Below are 19,878 nucleotides of genomic sequence, written 5' to 3'. Positions count from 1 at the left end.
AAAAACATGAACATAAAACAGGCGAAGCAGGAAATAATCAACACAATCAAGGCATATCGAGAAAAGGACGAAATGGGGAATTATCTTATCCCTGTGCAGAAACAGCGTCCTATCCTTCTTATAGGACCTCCGGGAATCGGTAAGACTGCCATCATGGAGCAGGTTGCAGAGGAGCTTTCAGTCAACCTAGTATCCTATACCATAACTCACCACACCAGGCAGAGTGCCATTGGACTTCCCTTCATTTCCAAAAAGGAATACGGAGGAAAGGAAACTTCCGTAACTGAGTACACAATGAGTGAAATTATCGCCTCGGTATACGACAAGATTAACCAGACCGGTGTGAAGGAGGGAATTCTTTTCCTCGATGAGATCAACTGCGTTTCGGAGACGCTTGTTCCTACCATGCTGCAGTTCCTTCAGTATAAGACCTTTGGTGCACATAGTGTTCCTGAGGGGTTCATCATCGTAACTGCAGGTAATCCGCCCCAGTATAACAAGGCGGTAAGGGATTTCGATATTGTTACTCTGGACCGAGTTAAGAGAATCGACATTGAGGAGGATCTTGAAGCCTTCAAGGAATATGCTGATGTGAATGGTGTTCATGGCTCAATCCTTGCTTACCTCGATATTCATAAGGATAATTTCTACAGGATAAAAAATGATATCCAGGGCAAACGCTTTGTGACCGCCAGAGGATGGGAGGATCTTTCGCAGCTTATAAGAGCCTATGAGAAACTTGGAATAGATGTGGATGAGAAGGTTACGCTCCAGTACCTCCAGGAACCTGAGGTGGCTAGGGACTTTGCCATGTACTATGCGCTGTACCATAAATATGAGGATGTTTACAACGTGGATGAAATCCTCGAAGGAAGCGTACCTGCAGAGAGGGATAAGCTTCGCAAGGCTCCTTTTGATGAAAAGCTCAGTATCATAAACCTCCTGATAGACAGACTTAATCAGGAATTTAAGACCTATGACGGCGAGCTTAAGGTACAGAAGAAGCTTCAGAAAGAAATAACTGACATTGTGAAGGGCAATATTTTCCCGGAGGAAGAGTCTATATATAAGAGACTTCAGCTTCGCATAAAGCAGATGCGCGACGAGTTTGAGAAGAAAGCCGGAGAGCATCTTATGGATAAGTCTTCGGAGATCGTGCTCAAGAGAGAAATCCATGCCCTTGAAAATCTTGGTAAGGAACTTGCGGGCTCTGAAATGGAGGACAACAAAGATCTCATAAAGGAGTGGTTTGCAGGCAGAGAGATGGATAGAAGAGAGTCCTGTGAAAATACCGGAAGGCATCTCGCCAACTGCTTTTCATTCTTACAGCAGATCTACGGGGAAGAGCAGGAAATGGTTCTGTTCCTCACACGCCTTGACGCAGGTCACTACAGCCTTAATTACATACAGAACGAGGGCTCAGAGGAATATTATAAATATAACAAGATGCTCCTTCTTAGGGATGTGCGAAAGGAAATAGTTGAGCAGATATTGGAAGTATAATTTGTGATAAAATAATAAGGAGTAAGAAATAAAATAGTTAGGAGGTGACTTCTAATGACAAAGGAAAAGATGAGTTGGAAAGAAATACAAGAGAAATATCCGGATAAGTGGGTCGCTCTCACGGATGCAGAAAAGTCGGGTTCCAAAATTATTTCAGCAGTTCCTGTGAAAGTATGCGATGAGAGTGAGATGTATGACGCTGAACTAGAGCTTAAAGCAGCGGGTATACTTTTTACTTGGAGAAGAACTACGGAATTGGAAGGTGCTAATATTTTATGCGAGTTACAAACAAACGACTGAACTTTGAATTAGATAGAAATGATAAGGCAGTCATATATGTTAAATCTGAAAGTGGGGATGATATTTCCTGTATGATAGATACAGGAGCTAATGTGCCTATATGGTTTATGGGTGAAAAATATATAAAATTACGATATCCAAGTGCGTATCAGACTGAGAAAAAGACCATAATTCATGGATTGGGGAAAAATCCTATAATAGATGTTCCGGTTTGGATTATTCCAAGCTTCGAGGTCATGGATGATGAAAGTAACTCTATTACGTTTCACGATTTGCTTGTACCGGTTATAAATGCACAGAGATATTCATTCAACATGATATTGCCACTAACCATTCTTAATAGAATGAAGTTTACTTTCGACTATGAACAGTCCGCTACTTCTGCCTTTTTCTCTATTGAGACAAGTAAGGATGATTATTATGTAAGACCGATTTACTCGAGTGAGGATAATAATTACATAAATAAGATACAAGCATTTTTTCAGAATGAAATAACGGAAGCCTGATGAAGCAGTTATTAAGGGGGAAGTACAATCAGAGGAAAGAAAATTTCATTCTGAAAATTATTAACTGTAAAGATTTTTCACATATATGTCGATATGTATTTTAGCTTATGATTGAATCATAAACTTATGCTAGTTATTGATAAACAAAAATGAGGGGGATTTATCAATGAAGAGATTGGTTAATGTTCTGTTAGCTATGTTTCTTACTGTTGCACTTTTCTTTGCAGCGGTACCTATGCCTGCCCATGCTGAGTTCATGGACTTGAAGCGAAGTGGGGTTTCCTTTAATCTAAAACCGGGTAACTGGACAATAGTCCATACGAAATTGCCGGGCTCCAAAAAGTTCCAGAAGGTCTTTGCAAAGATAACAAAATATAAGAGAGTTCCGCTTGGAAGCTCCAGTGGGGCAAAGAGCAGCGGAAGCAGTAGTGGCGTAAAGGTTGTCCTGACTGTTCAGGTTCAGCTGCCCAAGAGACTTAGCAAGAAAATTGCAAAAACACTTCAGCAAAGACGTGAAGATGGACTTAAGGGTGACAGCTATGTTGACTACCTCGATGTGGTATATGTAGACCAGAGAACCGGTGAGAACTTAAAGACCAGCGTTACTGATGGTGCTGAAGGTGATAACTATAAGGATGCGATAGTTTCAGAAACAGACTGGAGGCCTTACAAGCCGCAGAAGATAACCTGGGGCGGTGGATCATACAGCTACTACGTATCCTATGCGAAAAGTATCACGATTGATTTCCCTACCGGATATAAAAAGGCCTGCGTAGGAGTATGCGGAAATTGCACAAGTAACTACGATAAAATCCAGGAGTGGAATCAGGGATTTACTGATGGATATACAGTTTTCTCAGATACATCCCACGTAAAGCTTGGAAGCAAGAAAAAGACTGCAAAGATCTGCCATATGTTCAAGGTAAAGTAAATATGGCCATTATATAAACTAATAGAGGTGAACCGCTACATTGACGGTTCACCTTCTTTCATGCGAAAATGCAACTCATAAAATAAAAAAACGATAAACTGATATTTTTTCTCGCATTTTTTTATCACAAAAGTTTATAATATAAGCAGTTATATAACATTCTGCGAAATAAATTGTTGCAATTCAGACCACTGCCTATGAGGAACTTTGATGAAAAAGATTCTGATAGTAGATGACGAAAGAATTACACTTCGAATGACGCAGCACATACTTGCACCTTTTTATGAAACTATCTGTGTAACATCAGGAGCTGAGGCGGTAGAGAAGTACGGGGATGAAAGACCAGATCTTATTCTGGCGAACCTTCATATATCCGGAATGTCTGGATTTGAGCTCCTTAGTGAGATTCAGGAGCAGTACGCCGAACGCATTCCGGCTATTTTCATGACAGCTAATGCGGAAGAGGAGGCTGAGGCAAAAGGTTTCGATCAGAGGGCCGTAGATTTTATCAGAAAACCCTTCCGTGCAGATGTGCTTATTAAGCGTGTCGATAATATCCTTAGAAATGCTGAACAGATCGATGGGGTTAAGGCTGTAGTAGTGACAGACCCCATGACCGGACTTCTTAATAAACCTTCTTCAAAACAGGAGATTGGCGCCCTGTGCAAAAACTCCAGGGGCGTACTGATGATAATTGACCTTGATAACTTCAAACTTGTAAATGACCTGTATGGTCACAGCATGGGTGACAAGGTACTGATAAGATTTGCAGAGATAATAAGAGCGGCTATACGAGCAAATGATGTAGCTGGAAGAATGGGCGGAGATGAGTTTATCGCCTTCTGTCAGAATATCACAGACGAAGCTACCATAGCTGAAAAGACAGCCTACATAAACGAAGAATTACTCAAATCTGCAAAAGAGTTTATGGGCGAGGATATGAAGATTACCCTCGGAGCCTCTGTTGGCGCAGTATTTACTCCTGAAGACGGGGCAGAATTTGAAGACCTGTACCAAAAGGCTGAAAAGGCACTTCATAAGGTTAAGCTCAGCGGAAAATATGAGCATTGCCTTTTTTCAGAAACAGAAGAGAGCACTGAGGATTCGGAAGAAATACCTACTGACATCAGGCAGGATATGCTCCTCCTAAGTGAGAGAAATAGGGAAAGAGGCGCTTTTTGCCTGACACCCGATGAGTTTAAGGTTGTATACAGATTCCTATGCAGAGTTGAAGACAATTATAAGGTCGGGAATCATTTCATAGTTTTTACGATAAGCCACGAAGAGTCCGAAACGGAACCGGTTCCCGAGAAAATTGGGAAAATGTTCTTTGAGGTGATAAGAGATTCACTGCGGGGAAGTGACGTGGTATCTCAAAATGGAAACAGTCAGGTGAGAGTGATCTTACTGGAAGCAGAAACTATCAACAGTGTTACAGTAATCAGAAGAGTCGTCGAGAATTGGAAAATGAAGGATCCGTCTGGAGCGTATATTATTACTTATGAGATGGAAATGGTTAAATCATAATGCCAGATAATATCAGAAAGATTATTCAGGACAGAAAAGTTCATTATTTGACAGGCCTTCCAAATGCCGGTGGATACATTGATGAGATCCACGGTAGGATTATTATTGGCACAATTAAGGAATACACTGCTTTCCTTTTTAATCTGAAGGGGTTTAGCAATATCAATCAGAAGTACGGAATAGAAGCTGCTGATAGCATCGTGATCAGATTTTCAGAGAAGGTTAAGGAATTCCTTGATGAGGACGAGGTGCTGGGACATCTGGGAGGAGATAATTTCGTTGCTCTTGTCAGAAAATGCAGAAAGGAAAAATTCTGCCGCCTTCTTAACGGTATAGAGGTGACCTTTACGGCAAACGGTAAGGAGGAAAAGGTAAGAATCCCTTCTACGATCGGCCTCTGGGATATTGAGGAAAATTTTGATGATCCCGGTGAAGCCATCAGCAGACCATCCATTGCGCTTCAGCATGCCAAGCACATACTCCATGTTCCTGTGGTAAGTGTAACCGAGGAGATGATAAAGAGGGTAGCTGTTCAGAAAACTGTGCTGGAGCAGTATCAGAGTGCCCTGCAGAATCAGGAATTTCTGGTTTTTTATCAGCCCAAGGTTGACTCAAGAAATAATACTCTTGTGGGTGCTGAGGGACTTGTTCGCTGGAACCATGACGGTCAGATGATATCTCCCGGAATATTTATACCGCCGCTTGAGCAGAACGGAGAGATATATCTTCTGGATTTCTATGTACTTAAGAAAACCTGTGAGGATATTAAAAAGTGGATGGACAACGGCTTTGAGCCCGTAACCATATCCGTCAATTTTTCAAGAAAAGACATGGTTGACCCTGACCTCGCCGCAAACATCGACAGGATCATCATCAATTCGGGAATAGATAAAAAATACATCGAGGTTGAGCTCACTGAGACCGTAGATGAACAGGAGCACGGCGAACTGGCTAAGTTCATCAGCGACCTTCGTGAAAGGGGTATTAACACCGCGATAGATGATTTTGGAGCGGGTTATTCCTCCCTTGCTACGCTTAGGGAATTCGAGGTTCACACTTTGAAAATTGACCGTTCCTTCATAAATACGCCTGAGTTTTCATGGAAGGATAAGATAATCCTGACGGATATTATCCACATGGCTTCGGAGCTTGGGATGGAGGTCATCACAGAGGGCGTAGAGCGACAGGATCAGATAGACTTCGTTAACAAGGTGGGCTGTTATATCATTCAGGGCTACTACTACGACAGACCGCTTCCGTTAGAGGAGTTTGAGGAACGCCTGAAAAATAAGGTTTATAACAAATGACACAAATCAAAAGGAGCTATGCTTCGCGGGGCATAGCTCCTTTTTATTTTGAAAACTTTTTTATCCCGTGTGCTCTGTGGACTGATCTTATTGTATTTGCCTTATCGAGCTTTGGATATTCTGATTCGTTTTGTTTACCATACAAAGGTTACTGCGTCTGCAACATCTTCGGTAATTGTATTGTCTTTAACCAGCTTCTTAAGCCATATCTCTAAGTCGTCTACCTTGTGGTTTGTTTCTATGAAGTGGATACTTCTTCCGTTAACATCTTTTGCAAGAAACAATTCATACATATACATAGCTGAATACCTCCGTTGTTACTGGATTTTATTTTGTTTCATGCAATCGGCCGTTTGCGCATGTTTTTTATTGTTCACTATTATTATCGAGTCCATTCTGAGAAAACTTTATAGCGAAAACAAATGTTTTAAACTTTCATGAGACACCTAGTTTCCTTGAAATTTTATGTTGACAAATGGAAACTCTCACGTTACTATTTCAAAGTAATTTAGTTAAAATATATTTAGTTAAAACGGAGGAAACAAAAATGAACTTTGAAGAACTTAAGGCACTCGTAGCAGAAATTCTTGCAGTAGATGAGGACAAGGTAAAGCTTGAGTCCAAGCTTATCGACGACCTTGGCGCAGATTCACTCAGCGTTGTTGAGCTTCACATGGAAATCGAGGAGAGACTTGGTATCAAGATTCCTGATGAGGAAGTAGCTAAGCTTTCAACAGTTGAGGACGTACTTAAGGCAATCGAGGCAAACAAGTAAGAAGCAGAAGATGTTAAGACATAGGCGAAGGAGGCTTCGACATGGGAACATTTCTTGACTCATTATCATTTCCTGCCAGAGTAAGGAAGGATTTGGGTGAGGTTTTTCTGAAAAAAGACAAGGAGCCGGTTTTCATACAATGCAAAGCATGTAACAGGAGAGCCTTAAAGCAGGACTGGCAGAAGAACTACTACGTATGCCCGGTATGCGGACACTACAGGGCAATCGGTGCATACTACAGGCTCTCACTGATCCTGGACAAGGGAACCTTCAAGGAGCTGAACGAGGGCATGGAGCCCAAGGATCCAATGAAATTCCCGGAGTACAGGGATAAGCTAAAGGTCCAGTCTGAGAAGACAGGACTCCCTGAAGCGGCAGTTACTGCTACAGGAAAAATCGGCGGACACAGAGTGGTTACCATTGTTCTGGACAGTCGCTTTTTCATGGGAAGTATGAGCAGTACTGTTGGTGAAAAGGTGACAAGGGCTGTGGAGTATGCCATGGAAAAAAAGCTTCCGCTCATCATCTTCTCAGCCAGCGGAGGAGCCAGAATGCAGGAGGGAATATTCAGCCTGATGCAGATGGCAAAAACCGCAGCGGCAATTGAGGAGTTCAATGCGGCGGGAGGACTTTACATAAGCTTCCTTACACATCCCACAACAGGTGGAGTTACCGCAAGCTTTGCATCACTGGGAGACATCACACTGGCTGAGCCCGGAGCTCTTATAGGCTTTGCGGGACCCAGGGTTATCGAGCAGACGATCCACAAAAAGCTTCCCAAGGGATTCCAGAGAAGTGAGTACCTTGAAGCCCATGGATTTGTGGACAGAATCGTACCAAGAAGTGAGATGAGGGATACTCTTATTCAGCTTATTGAGCTGCACGCATGAGGAGGTAACAATGCTGGAAAAGGTTTTGAAGTCAGTTGAAAAACTTGATAAGAAAATCAGCGCACTTGAAAAAAAGGCAGCAGGAGAGACAGCAGAGCTTGTAAACTCAGCGATCGAATGTGACGAGGTCCTCGAGGAAATAGAGGAGGACTACGAAGCCTGGGAGTACCACGGAACTGAGATAGACAGACTTAAGCAGCTTAGGGATTATCTTTTACAGGACTGCAGCAAGCTGACTCCGGATGAAAAGGTCTTTCTTGCAAGACACCCTAAAAGACCTCACATAGATGATTTTATAGAGGGACTTTTTACAGATTTCTTTGAACAAAAGGGAGATCACCTCTTCGATGAGGACAGAAGTATCTATGGAGGCATTGCAAGATTCCACGGAATCCCGGTGACAGTTCTTGGTCACAGAAAGGGACACACCATGGAAGAGAACATGGCCTATAACTTCGGAATGCCGTGTCCTGAAGGCTACAGAAAAGCATTACGACTTATGAACCAGGCTGAGAAATTCAGAAGACCCATAATAACCTTCATTGATACACCGGGGGCTTATCCCGGACTTGAAGCTGAGGAGCACGGACAGGGCGAAGCTATTGCAACTAACCTTGCAAAGATGAGCCAGTTCCATGTGCCGATAATCGCAGTTGTTACAGGCGAGGGTAATTCCGGAGGAGCGCTGGCAATAGGCGTTGCCAACAGAATTCTGATGCTTGAAAACGCAGTGTATTCAATCCTAAGTCCGGAAGGGTTTGCCAGCATACTTTGGAAGGATGCAGACAGACATAAGGAAGCCTGCGAGCTTATGAAGCTCACTGCGGATGATCTTCTGAAGGCCGGCGTAGCAGACGGAGTTGTGAAGGAACCCCTGGGCGGCGCTCAGAGAGATTACAGCGAAGTTTTCAAAAATCTTGATGAAGTACTTTGGTCAAACTTGAAGGAGCTTATGACACTGTCACCAGCAGGTTGTAAGAACGAGAGACAGATGAAGTACAGGAAGATCGGATGACCATATGGAAAATATAGAGATAATAGGAACCGGAATGGCGGTTCCCTCCAGGGTTGTCTCAAACGACGACCTTGCGAAGATAGTAGATACCAGCGATGAGTGGATCAGCACCAGAACAGGAATTAAAAACAGATATTTTTGTGCTGAGGATGAATGTGCGAACTCGCTGGCAATTGAAGCGGCAAAGAAGGCACTTGAGGATTCGGGACTTGAGCCTGAGGACATAGGAGTTTGCATTTGCGCCTCAGTCTCAGGTGATTTTGCAACACCCAGTATGGCATGCATGGTGCAAAGACATCTGGGACTTCGTGAAAACATTCCTGCCTTTGACGTGAACGCAGCCTGTAGCGGCTTTTTATATGGAATCGAAGTTGCAAGAGGACTGCTTAACGGAAATGGTGAAAAGCATGCACTTGTCATAGGGTGCGAGCAGCTTTCCAAGCTTCTTGATATGACAGACAGAACCACCTGCGTATTATTTGGGGACGGCGCGGGTGCAGCGGTGATAAGGCGATCCGACGAAAAAATCTATGCGTCAACACTTGGTGCAAGGGGCGGATACGAGATCATGGCTGAGGGAGCCGGCAAGAAGCCAAGCAACCTTCGAATGGAAGGAAAGGAAGTTTTCAAATTCGCAACAACCATTATTCCAAGGTGCATTGAGGAACTAAAAGAAAAAAGTGGACTGGGAGTCGAAGATGTAGATAAAGTGATCTGCCATCAGGCAAATGAGAGAATCATCGATTTTGTCATAAGAAGAATGAAGGCAGATCCCAATAAGTTTTACAAGAACATGGATCGCTACGGAAATACAAGTGCTGCGTCAGTGCCGATCGCACTTGATGAGCTTGTAAAGAAGGGCGAGGTGAAAAGCGGTGACCTTCTTATGATGGTCGGCTTCGGAGGAGGACTTACCTGGGCAGGAGCACTTATACGCTATGCCGGGAGAGGGAATTAAAATGAAAAAACTAAACGAGATACTTGGTACAAAATACCCGATCATTCAGGGAGGAATGGCGAATATCGCAACCGGAGAATTTGCGGCAGCCTGCTCCAATGCAGGTGCTTTGGGACTCATAGGCGTAGGCGGAATGAGCCCTCAGATGCTCAGGGAAGAGATAAGAAAATGCAAGAGCAAAACAGATAAGCCCTTTGGCGTGAACATCATGCTGATGCATCCTGATGCAGATGAGCTTGCAGATATCGTTATCGAAGAGGGTGTCAAGGTCGTTACCACAGGAGCGGGCAACCCTGCCAAATACATGGAGAAGTGGAAGGCAGCAGGCATAACGGTTATACCGGTTGTTGCAGCACCTATCCTTGCAAAGGCTCTTGAAAAGAGCGGTGCTGACATGATAATCGCAGAGGGCTGTGAGAGTGGTGGACATGTAGGAGAGATGACAACCATGACGCTGGTTCCCCAGACTGTAGATACGGTAAATATTCCCGTTATCGCAGCAGGAGGAATCGCGGACAGCAGACAGGTCAAGGCAGCATTTGCTCTTGGCGCCTGCGGAATCCAGGTTGGAACTTGCCTTCTTGCAAGTGAGGAATGTCCTATCCATGAGAACTACAAAAAGGCTGTTGTAAAAGCCAAGGGAACTGACGCCGTTGTAACAGGAAGAATCGGCGGAACACCCGTAAGAGTCCTGAAGAACAAGATGACAAGGGAATACATCAAGCAGGAAAAGGCAGGAGCCGATGTTATGGAGCTTGAGAAGTTCACACTTGGAAGCCTTAAAAGAGCAGTCTTTGAGGGCGATATTGAAACCGGAAGCCTCATGGCAGGTCAGACCTGCGGTCAGCTTAAGGAGATAAGACCTGTCAGAGAGATATTTGAGGAGCTGATGAGCGTATGAAAACAGCATTTTTATATGCGGGACAGGGAAGCCAGCACAAGGGCATGGGCGAAGACCTCTACCGCGATTTTGATGAATTTAAGAACGTTTTTGATAAGGCAGAGCTCTCCTTCGATTTAAAGGAAATGTGCTTTGAGGATCCGGAGGGAGAACTTAACCAGACAAAATACACACAGCCCTGCATGGTCGCATTTGCGGCAGGTGTAACGGCAATCCTTGATAAGAACGGAATTAAGCCCGACTACCTGGCAGGACTTTCTCTTGGAGAGTATTCAGCCCTTCATGCAGCAGGTGTGTGGGATGCAGAGACATCAATAAAGCTTGCAGCCTTCAGAGGTGATGCCATGACTAAGGCAGCTGAGGGTGTTGAAGCCGGAATGGCAGCAGTCATGGGACTTTCAAGAGACGAGCTCCAGAAGTGCGTTGACGAAGCTCAGTCTGAGGGCGTTGTGTCCATCTGTAACGACAACTGTCCCGGACAGATCGTAATCGGCGGCGAGAAGAAGGCCGTTGAGAAGGCATCTGAGATTGCTAAGGAAAACGGTGCGAAAAGGTGCATGCCATTAAATGTAAGCGGACCTTTTCATACAAAGTTCATGTCACCTGCAGGAGATGCTCTAAAGGACTACTTCAAGGACATAAGCTTTGAAGAAGAAAAGATTCCTGTTGTATTCAACGTAAAGGGAAGCGAGCGCGACGCTGCTGAAACAGTACCCGGACTTCTTGAGAAGCAGGTTCAGAGCGGTGTTAAGATGACCCAGACAATCGAGTATCTTCTTGATAAGGGCGTAAGACGCTTCGTTGAAATCGGCCCCGGAAAGGCGCTGACAGGATTCGTTAAGAGAACTGCCAAGGAAAAGCAGGTTGATGACATCGAATGCATAACACTGGAGAGCTCAGAGAGTATTAAGGAGTTTTTGGATAGGGCGTGCTGACTTTCTTTTGGCAGTTTGAAGGAGGAAGGCTTCTGTCTGGATCTAAGTTTTTGAACACAATAGGTAAGTCAGAATGCTGAAGAGATGAAAACTGACTGAACTTTGAGCTTTTGATTTTGGGATGTTACGTCTATGTGATTTTTTTAGGCAATATCGACGTATCGACTATTTGTAATAGTGATAATAAAAGTATTTAATATCGAATGCGATGAGTCAATTGTTGAAAAAAGAGATGATTGACGTACATATATCTTTTTTTACAGGCTCATATTTAATTGAAATTCAACCAGAAGCAGCGATTTTTAAGAAATAGACGCACTGATAACGATAATATAACAATTAATTATCGGCATAAAGCCAACTGTGACAATCAGAAACTACTAAAACAACAATTCTGGTTGATAAGGTGCAGAAAACAGAGGTAGAAACATGGCTAGAACAGCAATAGTAACAGGAGGAAGTCGCGGAATAGGAAGAGCGATAGCAGTAGGCTTTGCAAAGAAGGGCTACAACGTTGTCATCAGCTATGCCGGAAATGAGCAGGCGGCGACAGAGACCGAGAAGCTTTGCAGAGAGAGCGGAGCAACTGACGTTGTGACCTACAAAGGCGACGTATCAGATGAGAACTCCTGCGAGGAACTGGTAAAAACCGTAATGGATAAGTACGGTCAGGTGGATGCCCTCGTAAATAATGCAGGCATCACAAGAGACGGCCTCGTAGCAAGAATGAGCGCTGACGATTTTGACAGCGTAATATCAACCAACCTTCGCGGTGCATTTTTGATGAGCAAGCTTGTGACCAAGCCCATGATGAAGCAGCGCTACGGCAGAATCGTAAACATCTCCAGTGTTGTGGGAGTTCACGGAAATGCAGGTCAGGCCAATTATAGTGCAAGTAAGGCAGGACTCATCGGAATGACCAAGAGCATCGCAAAGGAGCTGGCTTCAAGGAACATCACAGTTAATGCAGTTGCTCCCGGAATGATCGCAACTGACATGACCGCTGTGCTCACCGATGCCCAGAAGGAAAACATAAACTCGTCAATACCTGCGAAGAGAATGGGAGAACCGGAGGACGTTGCGAATGCAGTTCTTTTTCTCGCTGACGAAAAGAGCAGCTACATCACCGGACAGGTTTTAGAAGTGAGTGGAGGGCTGTGATTACCTGGTGAGGTTCTTTCGAACCTGGTAAGAACGTGTTCTGACGAGCGAAGCGAGAACAGAACTTCATTGTGAAAAGGAGTTAACATGAAAAGAAGAGTAGTAGTAACCGGCCTTGGAACCATAAACCCAACCGGCAACAGCGTGGCAGAGAGCTGGGCAAACGTAAAGAAAAGCAAGATCGGCATAGGAGAAATAACTTTCTTTGATACCACCGATTACAAGGTAAAGGTGGCAGCAGAGGTCAAGGATTTTGATCCGGCATCAAAGCTTGATAAAAAAGAGCTTCGCCACATGTCGCGCTTCACCCAGCTGGCATTATATGCAGCTGAGGAAGCAATCGAGGATGCAGGACTCTGCAAGGCAGAGGATGGAAGCTACAGCTTTGATACACCTGTTTCAGAGATTTCTGCTGACAGATGCGGAGTTATCGTATCAAGTGGAATCGGCGGACTTGATGATATTGAAAAGCAGAATACCAGGGCTAAGGAAAAAGGCTATAACTTTGTAAGCCCCTTCTTTGTGCCTATGGCAATCTCCAACATGGCAGCAGCAAGGATTGCAATATCCCACGGCTTTAAGGGAATGTGTACATGCCCTGTTACAGCCTGTGCGGGAGGAAGCAATGCGATCGGCGATTCATTTTTCAGAATAAGAGATGGATACGAGGATGTGATGATCTGCGGCGGAACTGAGAGCAGCATAACACCTCTAGGTATCGCAGGCTTCCAGAACATGAAAGCACTGTCCGATACAGTGGACCCCAAAAGAGCAAGCATTCCTTTTGACAAGGACAGAAACGGCTTTGTAATGGGTGAAGGCAGCGGAATCCTGGTACTTGAAGAGTATGAGCACGCTGTTAAAAGAGGCGCACATATCTATGCTGAGATTGTGGGCTATGGCAGCAACTGCGATGCTTATCACATAACTTCACCTTCTCCCGAAGGAAAGGGCGGAGCAGCCTGCATGCAGCTTGCAATCAAGGATGCAGGAATTAGTGAGACAGACATTGATTACATCAATGCTCACGGAACCTCCACAAGCTTAAATGACAAGTATGAGACAGCTGCCATCAAGACAGTTTTCGGAGATCATGCAAAGGATCTCTATGTATCAAGTACTAAGTCAATGACAGGTCATCTCCTTGGAGGAGCAGGCGGTGTTGAAGCAGTTTTCAGCGTGAAAGCTCTTGAGGATGGCTTCGTACCTGCAACTGCAGGTCTTCAGGAAACCGAGCCCGAGATGGATCTTAACTATGTTCCGGAAAAAGGAATAGAGGTAGATCTTAAGTATGTACTCAGCAACAGCCTTGGCTTTGGCGGTCACAATGCCTGCCTTATTTTTAAGAAGTACGAAGCATAAGGAGGCATAGATGAATATTGTAGAAAGAGAAGAAAAAAATCCCCTTACTGCAGAGGAGATAGCGAACATAATCCCTCACCGCTATCCCTTTGCACTGGTGGACAGGATCATTGACCACGAGCCCGGAGTCTGGGCAGTTGGCAGAAAATGCGTGAGTATGGATGAACCCTTTTTTCAGGGGCATTTCCCTGGAAAGCCCATTATGCCGGGTGTCCTCATAATCGAAGCTCTGGCTCAGACAGGAGCAGTGGCAGCACTGGCGCTTCCTGAAAACAGAGGAAAGATCGCACTTTTTGGTGGTATTAAAAATGCACGCTTCAAAAGACCCGTTACACCCGGCGATGTGTTAGAGCTTCGCTGCGAGATGGTAAGATGCAAGGGACCTGTCGGCGTAGCGGAGGCAGAAGCACTGGTTGACGGCGTTGTAGTCACTAAAGCAGAAATCACATTCTCTATCATTTAACTATGTTATAATAGAGAAAAATTAAAAGAGGATTTTTGTTTTATGTTTGATTTTGCAATAAGCCACATATATGATAAGCTGCGCCTTCACTTTTTCATGAAGGTGTATTCACGATTTGAAAATAGAGAGGCTACACTTACTACGGTTGAGACCTTTAGTATGGAAGTCATAATGGCAATGGAGGAACCTACGGTTGCTCAGTTTGCCAAGATGCTTGATATATCATCCCCCAATGCTGCCCACAGAATCAAGTGCCTGGTGCAGAAGGGATATGTTGAGAAGGTACAGTCCAAGGAAGACGGACGTGAGTACCATCTTAGACCCACCCAGAAATATCTCGAGTTCTGTAAGATAAATCAGGACTATTTAAAGCTTCTTATGAAGAGATGCGAAAAGAGATTTTCTCCCGAGGATTATAAGAAGCTCAACGAGATGCTCGACATCATCAACAACGAACTGATGCCTGAGCTTGATATCAAAGCATTTAAGGACTCATTTACCGGATGACTATGAAGAGAAAGATAATTGCAGCCGCGATCTTTGTTTTCGTAGTCGTGATAATGATGGTCATATTTTTTAATATCGGTTATGGTCAGCCGGATAAGGACACAGCCCAGGAAAAGCTGGTGGTGGTATCTCCTCATCCGGCCCCGTTTATAATACCTCTGATTAATGAGTTCGAGAGCGAGACCGGGATTAAGGTTAAAGCTCTTCAGTGCGGAACCTCCAAGGCCCTTGAGCTCATAAAAAGTAATGCTGATATAGATGTTTTATGGGGCGGATCAATTCTTAGCGTCGGCGAAAGTGAAGGCGCTTTTTTACCGTATAAAACTGAAAACATCGACAGCTTTTATGAGAACTTCAAGGATGTAGGTGAAGGATTCACCTGCTTTACGGATGTTCCCAGCGTACTTATGATAAACACTGATCTCATCGGTGATATAGAGGTTAAGGGATATGAGGACCTTCTTAATCCGAGGCTTAAGGGCAAAATCGCCTTTGCCGATCCTTCCGGTTCTTCATCTTCTTTTGAACACCTGACAAATATGCTCTACGCCATGGGTAATGGCAATCCTGAGGACGGTTGGGATTATGTTGAAAAATTCAGTGATCAGCTTAACGGAGTAATTCTTCAAAGTTCATCCGAAGTATACGAAGGCGTCTCCTCCGGAAAATTTCTGGTGGGACTGACCTTTGAAGAAGCTGCGCTGACAATGATAAATCAGGATAAGCATATCAAGATCGTCTACATGGAGGAGGGAATTCTTTCCACTCCTGATGGAGTCTATATAAATAAGAATACTAAGCACGCAGACAGTGCCAAAAAATTCGTGGACTTCATGACTGCATACAATACCCAGAAATACATAACTGCAAAGCTCGGAAGAAGAAGCGTTCGCAGGGACGTGGAAGCATCTGTTCTTGTCACACCAAAGGAAGAACTGAATATCGTAGAAGCTGACCGTGATGTTGTAGGCAGCAGCAAAAATAAGTGGCTGTCCAGGTTTTCAGATATGATGGGAGGAGCTAATGAGTAACAAAGAGATTAACTCCTTTCAGGACAACATAAGAAGAACCTTTATATGGTATTCCCTGATTCCTGTCATCGCGATTGTTTTCACTGCAATTCTCCTGTTTGTCTGCATCTGGAGCATTTACACAGGTGCTGCGAATAAGAAGGATAACCTTGACATAGGAACTGACATCAGCGCAATACTGGACAATTACTACGAGCTGGTTTTTAACTGTGAAAAGGCGATGCTTAAAAGTAAGGATGATGTCAAAGCATCTGAGGATGAGTTTTTCAGGGAGCTTTATTCGCACACTGAAAAGTACTCAAGCATCGGAAAGCTTGTTATCCTGTCTCCCAAAAGGGAAGTGCTTTTTTCAAGCGAAGGAAGCGTCCCCGAGTGCCTGACAGAAGAGGAGTACGATAACTGGGGTGTCTGGAACAGGATGCGCAGTAATCCCGAGAGAACAGAGACTATTCTATATGAAAAAAACCTGTATGTGGCAAGGGGAATACACAAGCGAAGCGGTCTTGCCTACGCCATTGTTTACGTGGTTCCCACCTCAGTGATATCTGATATCATCTACAAAAGGAACAGATACTGTGCAGTTACAGATGCTAACGGATGGGTGTATCTAAACAACACTCAGGGACTTACGGATGAGTTTGGTCAGATTAACGAACTCTTTGAGGGGCACAACGGAATTGCCAAGATAGGCGGCGTAAAGTATGTCAGCTACGAGAGCAGCATTCCGGCAGGGCTCAACATATTTACCTTTTCAGACATAAACAGGAACCTTAGCATCATGCTGATCATAACAGCGGTGATAGCAGTTATATTCGTTGCGATCATCGTTATCACCTACAGAAGTACAGCGAAAAGCTCTGAAATATATACAAGAGATGTAAAGAAAATTGAGAAAGCCTTCGAAGCGGTTCAGAACGGTGATCTGAACGTGGGGCTAAGGATCGACAGCAGTAAGGAATTTCAGACAATAGGAAATGACTTTAACAAGATGCTTGGAGGTCTTAAGACTCAGATAGAGCAGAACAAGATTCTTGCGGAGAACGTAGCTTTTGCGCAGGTTAAGAGGCTCGAGAGTCAGTTCAATCCGCATTTTCTTTTCAACACTCTTGATAACATAAGGTTCATGGCAAAGATAGATGCCGCCGCAGCTGATAAGATGATCGTGTCGCTGTCGGGACTTCTGCGCTATAGTATCAGGGAGACGAGAGAAGAGGTTACAGTCAGGGAGGACCTTGATAACCTTCAGAATTATCTCAATATCCTGCAGATCAGATTTAATAAGCGTTTTGAATATAATATAAATGTGTCCGAGGATATAAAGGACTGTCTTATTCCGAAGCTCCTTGTTCAGCCATTACTTGAAAATTCCATTAAGTACGGCTTTGGAGAAAAGGAGAAGCTCACCGTTAATATCAACGGCTATCAGCTTCAGGATAAGCTGATATTTGTGTGCGAGGATGATGGCGTGGGAATTGATGCAGAGACTCTCGCCGGGATAAAAATGCAGCTTATAGATCTAGATACAGAGCATCAGCACATCGGTCTTTACAATATTCATCAGAGAATAAAGCTTATGTATAAGGGCGACTACGGACTTGATATCACCAGTAAAGAGGGAGAAGGAACGGTTGTAAGACTGGTTCTTCCTGTCAGAATGTGAGGGATAAATGTACAGAGTTTTGATTGCCGAGGATGAGGATATCATCCGAAAGGGAATAGCATATACCATGGACTGGGTATCCATGGGATGTACCATCATAGGTGAAGCGTGTAATGGTAAGGAAGGCATAGAAAAAATAAAGGAGTTCCAGCCTGACATTGTGCTTACAGACATAATGATGCCTGTTGTCGATGGCATCGAGATGATAAAGCAGGGGCAGGAGCTTGGCGACTTCAAGGCTATCATAATGACAAGCTATGCTGATTTTGAGTACGCAAAGCAGGCAATAGAACTTGGCGTATCGGCATATCTTATGAAGCCCGTCGACGAAGAGGAACTCAAGAAAAGCATTGAAAAAACTATCACAGAGATTGAAAAGGACAGACAGCTGAGGCAGCTCAACGATAAGATGAAGACTGCAGACGACATCGATACTCTGTTTATAAAAAGCGAGAAGGACAATGATTACGTCCAGCGCATTTTAATGGAAACGAAGGAGCGCTATGCGGACAAGATAAGCATAGAGACTTTTTCGGAGGAGCTTGGTGTTTCGGGAAGTTATTTATCAAGAAAATTCAAAGAGGCAACAGGTCAGACTTATCTTGATTTCCTTAATAAATATCGCATTCAGAAGGCCGTGAAGCTTCTTGAGACAGGAACCTATAAAGTATATGAAGTATCGGAGATGACAGGCTTTAGTGACTACAAATACTTTAGTACGGTATTTAAAAAGTACACTGACAGTTCTCCCTCCGATTTTGTGAAGTAATGTGTGTCAGGATTCTGACCACATTTACCGCTGCCTGCAGCGGAGGAGCCTAATGAGGAGATTTAAAAAATGAATATTGGTGGAAAAGAGCTGGCTCATGGAATTATCCAGGGCGGCATGGGGGTTGGTGTTTCTTTGTCTAATCTTGCAGGAAGTGTTGCAAGAGAGGGCTGCATGGGAGTCATAAGCTCAGTAAACATCGGATTTGAAGAGCCTGATTTTTTGGAGAATCCCTTTGAAGCAAATATCAGGGCTTTGAAGGAGCACATCAAAAAGGCAAAGGAGATTTCTCAGGGCAAGGGACTTATCGGTGTAAATATCATGGTTGCCGTAAGCCACTATGAGGAAACAGTAAAGGCAGCAATTGAAGCAGGCGCAGATGCAATAATATCAGGCGCAGGTCTTCCTCTTAATCTTGCAGAGCTTGTAAAGGGCAGCAAGACCTTATTTGCACCTATTGTATCAAGTAAGAGAGCAGCAATGCTTCTTTGCAAGAACTTCGTAAGAAGAGCAGGAATCCTTCCTGACTTCATGGTAATAGAAGGTCATAAGGCAGGAGGACATCTTGGCTTCTCAGCAGATGATCTCGAGAACAATACCTGCCAGCCTAATCTCCAGATTCTTAAGGAGGTTAAGGAAGCCATTAAACCCTTCGAGGAGGAGTTTAAAAAGAAGATTTATGTTTTCCTTGGCGGCGGAGTTTTTGACGGAAAGGATATGGCAGAGGCTGTGAATGCCGGCGCCGACGGCGTGCAGATTGGAACACGCTTCATCGCTACAAAGGAGTGTGATGTGGATGATGTTTTCAAGCAGGTGATCGTCGATTCTAAGGAGGAGGACATCCGCATCATCAAGAGTCCTGTGGGAATGCCCGCAAGAGCAATATATACGCCTCTTCTTCAGAATCTTGAGAAGGGCAAGAGCTACCTTGCCAAGAAGTGCAACAGCTGCCTTACAGCATGCCCTAAGGGCGACAAGATTCCTTACTGCATCAGCAGAGCACTTATATCCGCTGCCCGCGGTAACAGAGAAGAGGGCCTTTTCTTCTGCGGTGAAAATGCACCAAGAGTAAAGAGCATTGTGACTGTGAAGGAGCTGATCGACGAACTGCTGAGTGAGAGTGAGCTTAATCTGGCTTAAATTTAGATGAGTGAATATAGTGGAGCCACGTACCAAAGTACCGGTACGTGGCTTTTTAATATCATAGGAAATTGCTTTCCTATGATATTAAAACGCTCCGCGTGGATGCGCACTCGCGCGAATGGAATATGTTGCATTCTGCAACCGCGTCTACGTTCCACTTCGGTCGTTGCAAAGCAGATGTCCCCCGGACATCTTGCAACGGCGCGAGAATGTCGCAAGCGACATTCTTTCTTG

21 protein-coding genes are annotated in these 19,878 nt (G+C 44.2%); 20 read left to right on the top strand and 1 reads right to left on the bottom strand.

The window, feature by feature from the left end; genetic code table 11:
• Nucleotides 1–6 precede the first annotated feature (6 nt).
• The 6 genes from G587_RS0120595 to G587_RS23895 all read left to right on the top strand — a co-directional run bounded on the left by G587_RS0120595 (nt 7) and on the right by G587_RS23895 (nt 6,074).
• Complete coding sequence (locus G587_RS0120595) at nt 7–1,503, top strand: ATP-binding protein (RefSeq protein ID WP_026493782.1); 1,497 nt, start codon at nt 7–9, stop codon at nt 1,501–1,503.
• Between the two features lie 54 nt (nt 1,504–1,557).
• Nucleotides 1,558–1,803 (top strand): hypothetical protein, encoded by a 246-nt coding sequence (locus G587_RS0120590; protein WP_026493781.1) that lies wholly within the window; start codon nt 1,558–1,560, stop codon nt 1,801–1,803.
• Nucleotides 1,779–2,309, top strand: a complete 531-nt coding sequence (locus G587_RS0120585; RefSeq protein ID WP_026493780.1) for a hypothetical protein — start codon at nt 1,779–1,781, stop codon at nt 2,307–2,309. Before G587_RS0120590 ends, G587_RS0120585 begins: the two co-directional genes overlap by 25 nt.
• Before the next feature lie 166 nt (nt 2,310–2,475).
• Entirely contained in the window at nt 2,476–3,240 is a 765-nt protein-coding gene (locus tag G587_RS0120580; protein WP_026493779.1) for a hypothetical protein, read from the top strand.
• 210 nt (nt 3,241–3,450) lie between these two features.
• The gene (locus G587_RS0120575; RefSeq protein ID WP_026493778.1) at nt 3,451–4,767 is read left to right on the top strand and encodes a GGDEF domain-containing response regulator; all 1,317 of its coding nucleotides are present in this window, start codon (nt 3,451–3,453) and stop codon (nt 4,765–4,767) included.
• The gene (locus G587_RS23895; RefSeq protein ID WP_051201205.1) at nt 4,767–6,074 is read left to right on the top strand and encodes a putative bifunctional diguanylate cyclase/phosphodiesterase; all 1,308 of its coding nucleotides are present in this window, start codon (nt 4,767–4,769) and stop codon (nt 6,072–6,074) included. The genes G587_RS0120575 and G587_RS23895 overlap by 1 nt, the downstream gene beginning before the upstream one ends.
• Nucleotides 6,075–6,208: 134 nt before the next feature.
• Here G587_RS23895 and G587_RS25755 read toward each other — a convergent pair whose 3' ends face one another.
• The gene (locus tag G587_RS25755; protein ID WP_155829643.1) at nt 6,209–6,367 is read right to left on the bottom strand and encodes a hypothetical protein; all 159 of its coding nucleotides are present in this window, start codon (nt 6,365–6,367) and stop codon (nt 6,209–6,211) included.
• A 254-nt stretch (nt 6,368–6,621) separates the two neighbouring features.
• Between G587_RS25755 and acpP the strand changes: the two genes are divergently transcribed.
• The 14 genes from acpP (at nt 6,622) to G587_RS0120495 (ending at nt 19,641) form a co-directional block, all read left to right on the top strand.
• Entirely contained in the window at nt 6,622–6,849 is a 228-nt protein-coding gene (gene acpP, locus G587_RS0120560; RefSeq protein ID WP_026493777.1) for an acyl carrier protein, read from the top strand.
• A 41-nt stretch (nt 6,850–6,890) separates the two neighbouring features.
• Nucleotides 6,891–7,739: an acetyl-CoA carboxylase, carboxyltransferase subunit beta gene (gene accD / locus G587_RS0120555; protein WP_026493776.1), complete on the top strand. Its 849-nt coding sequence runs from the start codon at nt 6,891–6,893 to the stop codon at nt 7,737–7,739.
• 10 nt (nt 7,740–7,749) lie between these two features.
• Entirely contained in the window at nt 7,750–8,754 is a 1,005-nt protein-coding gene (locus G587_RS0120550; protein ID WP_026493775.1) for an acetyl-CoA carboxylase carboxyltransferase subunit alpha, read from the top strand.
• A 4-nt stretch (nt 8,755–8,758) separates the two neighbouring features.
• Complete coding sequence (locus G587_RS0120545) at nt 8,759–9,712, top strand: beta-ketoacyl-ACP synthase III (RefSeq protein ID WP_026493774.1); 954 nt, start codon at nt 8,759–8,761, stop codon at nt 9,710–9,712.
• 1 nt (nt 9,713) lies between these two features.
• Nucleotides 9,714–10,613 (top strand): DUF561 domain-containing protein, encoded by a 900-nt coding sequence (locus tag G587_RS0120540; protein ID WP_026493773.1) that lies wholly within the window; start codon nt 9,714–9,716, stop codon nt 10,611–10,613.
• Nucleotides 10,610–11,548 (top strand): ACP S-malonyltransferase, encoded by a 939-nt coding sequence (gene fabD, locus G587_RS0120535; protein ID WP_026493772.1) that lies wholly within the window; start codon nt 10,610–10,612, stop codon nt 11,546–11,548. Before G587_RS0120540 ends, fabD begins: the two co-directional genes overlap by 4 nt.
• Before the next feature lie 429 nt (nt 11,549–11,977).
• Nucleotides 11,978–12,709, top strand: coding sequence for a 3-oxoacyl-[acyl-carrier-protein] reductase (gene fabG, locus G587_RS0120530; RefSeq protein WP_026493771.1), 732 nt, complete (start codon nt 11,978–11,980; stop codon nt 12,707–12,709).
• A gap of 87 nt (nt 12,710–12,796) precedes the next feature.
• On the top strand, nt 12,797–14,071 hold the full coding sequence (fabF, locus tag G587_RS0120525; protein WP_026493770.1) for a beta-ketoacyl-ACP synthase II: 1,275 nt from the start codon (nt 12,797–12,799) through the stop codon (nt 14,069–14,071).
• Between the two features lie 10 nt (nt 14,072–14,081).
• Nucleotides 14,082–14,534 (top strand): 3-hydroxyacyl-ACP dehydratase FabZ, encoded by a 453-nt coding sequence (gene fabZ / locus G587_RS0120520; RefSeq protein ID WP_035787488.1) that lies wholly within the window; start codon nt 14,082–14,084, stop codon nt 14,532–14,534.
• Nucleotides 14,535–14,576: 42 nt separating this feature from the next.
• Nucleotides 14,577–15,041, top strand: a complete 465-nt coding sequence (locus G587_RS0120515; RefSeq protein WP_026493768.1) for a MarR family winged helix-turn-helix transcriptional regulator — start codon at nt 14,577–14,579, stop codon at nt 15,039–15,041.
• Nucleotides 15,042–15,043: 2 nt separating this feature from the next.
• Nucleotides 15,044–16,072 (top strand): extracellular solute-binding protein, encoded by a 1,029-nt coding sequence (locus G587_RS0120510; RefSeq protein WP_026493767.1) that lies wholly within the window; start codon nt 15,044–15,046, stop codon nt 16,070–16,072.
• A complete protein-coding gene (locus tag G587_RS23890; protein ID WP_035787486.1) occupies nt 16,065–17,732 on the top strand; it encodes a sensor histidine kinase in 1,668 nt (555 codons plus the stop codon). The genes G587_RS0120510 and G587_RS23890 overlap by 8 nt, the downstream gene beginning before the upstream one ends.
• 7 nt (nt 17,733–17,739) lie before the next feature.
• On the top strand, nt 17,740–18,501 hold the full coding sequence (locus G587_RS0120500; RefSeq protein ID WP_026493766.1) for a response regulator transcription factor: 762 nt from the start codon (nt 17,740–17,742) through the stop codon (nt 18,499–18,501).
• Nucleotides 18,502–18,570: 69 nt separating this feature from the next.
• The gene (locus G587_RS0120495; RefSeq protein ID WP_026493765.1) at nt 18,571–19,641 is read left to right on the top strand and encodes an NAD(P)H-dependent flavin oxidoreductase; all 1,071 of its coding nucleotides are present in this window, start codon (nt 18,571–18,573) and stop codon (nt 19,639–19,641) included.
• Nucleotides 19,642–19,878: the final 237 nt, after the last annotated feature.

Source organism: Butyrivibrio sp. XPD2002 (assembly GCF_000423945.1).
Lineage (GTDB): Bacteria > Bacillota > Clostridia > Lachnospirales > Lachnospiraceae > Butyrivibrio.
This window is presented reverse-complemented; position numbering and strand designations above follow the sequence as displayed.

Coding starts and splice junctions, on each gene's coding strand:
- G587_RS0120590 (WP_026493781.1), top strand. CDS start 1,558: ATGACAAAGGAAAAGATGAGTTGGAAAGAAATACAAGAGAAATATCCG.
- G587_RS0120580 (WP_026493779.1), top strand. CDS start 2,476: ATGAAGAGATTGGTTAATGTTCTGTTAGCTATGTTTCTTACTGTTGCA.
- G587_RS23895 (WP_051201205.1), top strand. CDS start 4,767: ATGCCAGATAATATCAGAAAGATTATTCAGGACAGAAAAGTTCATTAT.
- G587_RS0120495 (WP_026493765.1), top strand. CDS start 18,571: ATGAATATTGGTGGAAAAGAGCTGGCTCATGGAATTATCCAGGGCGGC.
- accD (WP_026493776.1), top strand. CDS start 6,891: ATGGGAACATTTCTTGACTCATTATCATTTCCTGCCAGAGTAAGGAAG.
- acpP (WP_026493777.1), top strand. CDS start 6,622: ATGAACTTTGAAGAACTTAAGGCACTCGTAGCAGAAATTCTTGCAGTA.
- fabD (WP_026493772.1), top strand. CDS start 10,610: ATGAAAACAGCATTTTTATATGCGGGACAGGGAAGCCAGCACAAGGGC.
- G587_RS0120550 (WP_026493775.1), top strand. CDS start 7,750: ATGCTGGAAAAGGTTTTGAAGTCAGTTGAAAAACTTGATAAGAAAATC.
- fabZ (WP_035787488.1), top strand. CDS start 14,082: ATGAATATTGTAGAAAGAGAAGAAAAAAATCCCCTTACTGCAGAGGAG.
- G587_RS0120510 (WP_026493767.1), top strand. CDS start 15,044: ATGAAGAGAAAGATAATTGCAGCCGCGATCTTTGTTTTCGTAGTCGTG.
- G587_RS25755 (WP_155829643.1), bottom strand. CDS start 6,367: ATGTATGAATTGTTTCTTGCAAAAGATGTTAACGGAAGAAGTATCCAC.
- G587_RS0120515 (WP_026493768.1), top strand. CDS start 14,577: ATGTTTGATTTTGCAATAAGCCACATATATGATAAGCTGCGCCTTCAC.
- G587_RS23890 (WP_035787486.1), top strand. CDS start 16,065: ATGAGTAACAAAGAGATTAACTCCTTTCAGGACAACATAAGAAGAACC.
- fabF (WP_026493770.1), top strand. CDS start 12,797: ATGAAAAGAAGAGTAGTAGTAACCGGCCTTGGAACCATAAACCCAACC.
- G587_RS0120585 (WP_026493780.1), top strand. CDS start 1,779: ATGCGAGTTACAAACAAACGACTGAACTTTGAATTAGATAGAAATGAT.
- fabG (WP_026493771.1), top strand. CDS start 11,978: ATGGCTAGAACAGCAATAGTAACAGGAGGAAGTCGCGGAATAGGAAGA.
- G587_RS0120595 (WP_026493782.1), top strand. CDS start 7: ATGAACATAAAACAGGCGAAGCAGGAAATAATCAACACAATCAAGGCA.
- G587_RS0120500 (WP_026493766.1), top strand. CDS start 17,740: ATGTACAGAGTTTTGATTGCCGAGGATGAGGATATCATCCGAAAGGGA.
- G587_RS0120545 (WP_026493774.1), top strand. CDS start 8,759: ATGGAAAATATAGAGATAATAGGAACCGGAATGGCGGTTCCCTCCAGG.
- G587_RS0120575 (WP_026493778.1), top strand. CDS start 3,451: ATGAAAAAGATTCTGATAGTAGATGACGAAAGAATTACACTTCGAATG.
- G587_RS0120540 (WP_026493773.1), top strand. CDS start 9,714: ATGAAAAAACTAAACGAGATACTTGGTACAAAATACCCGATCATTCAG.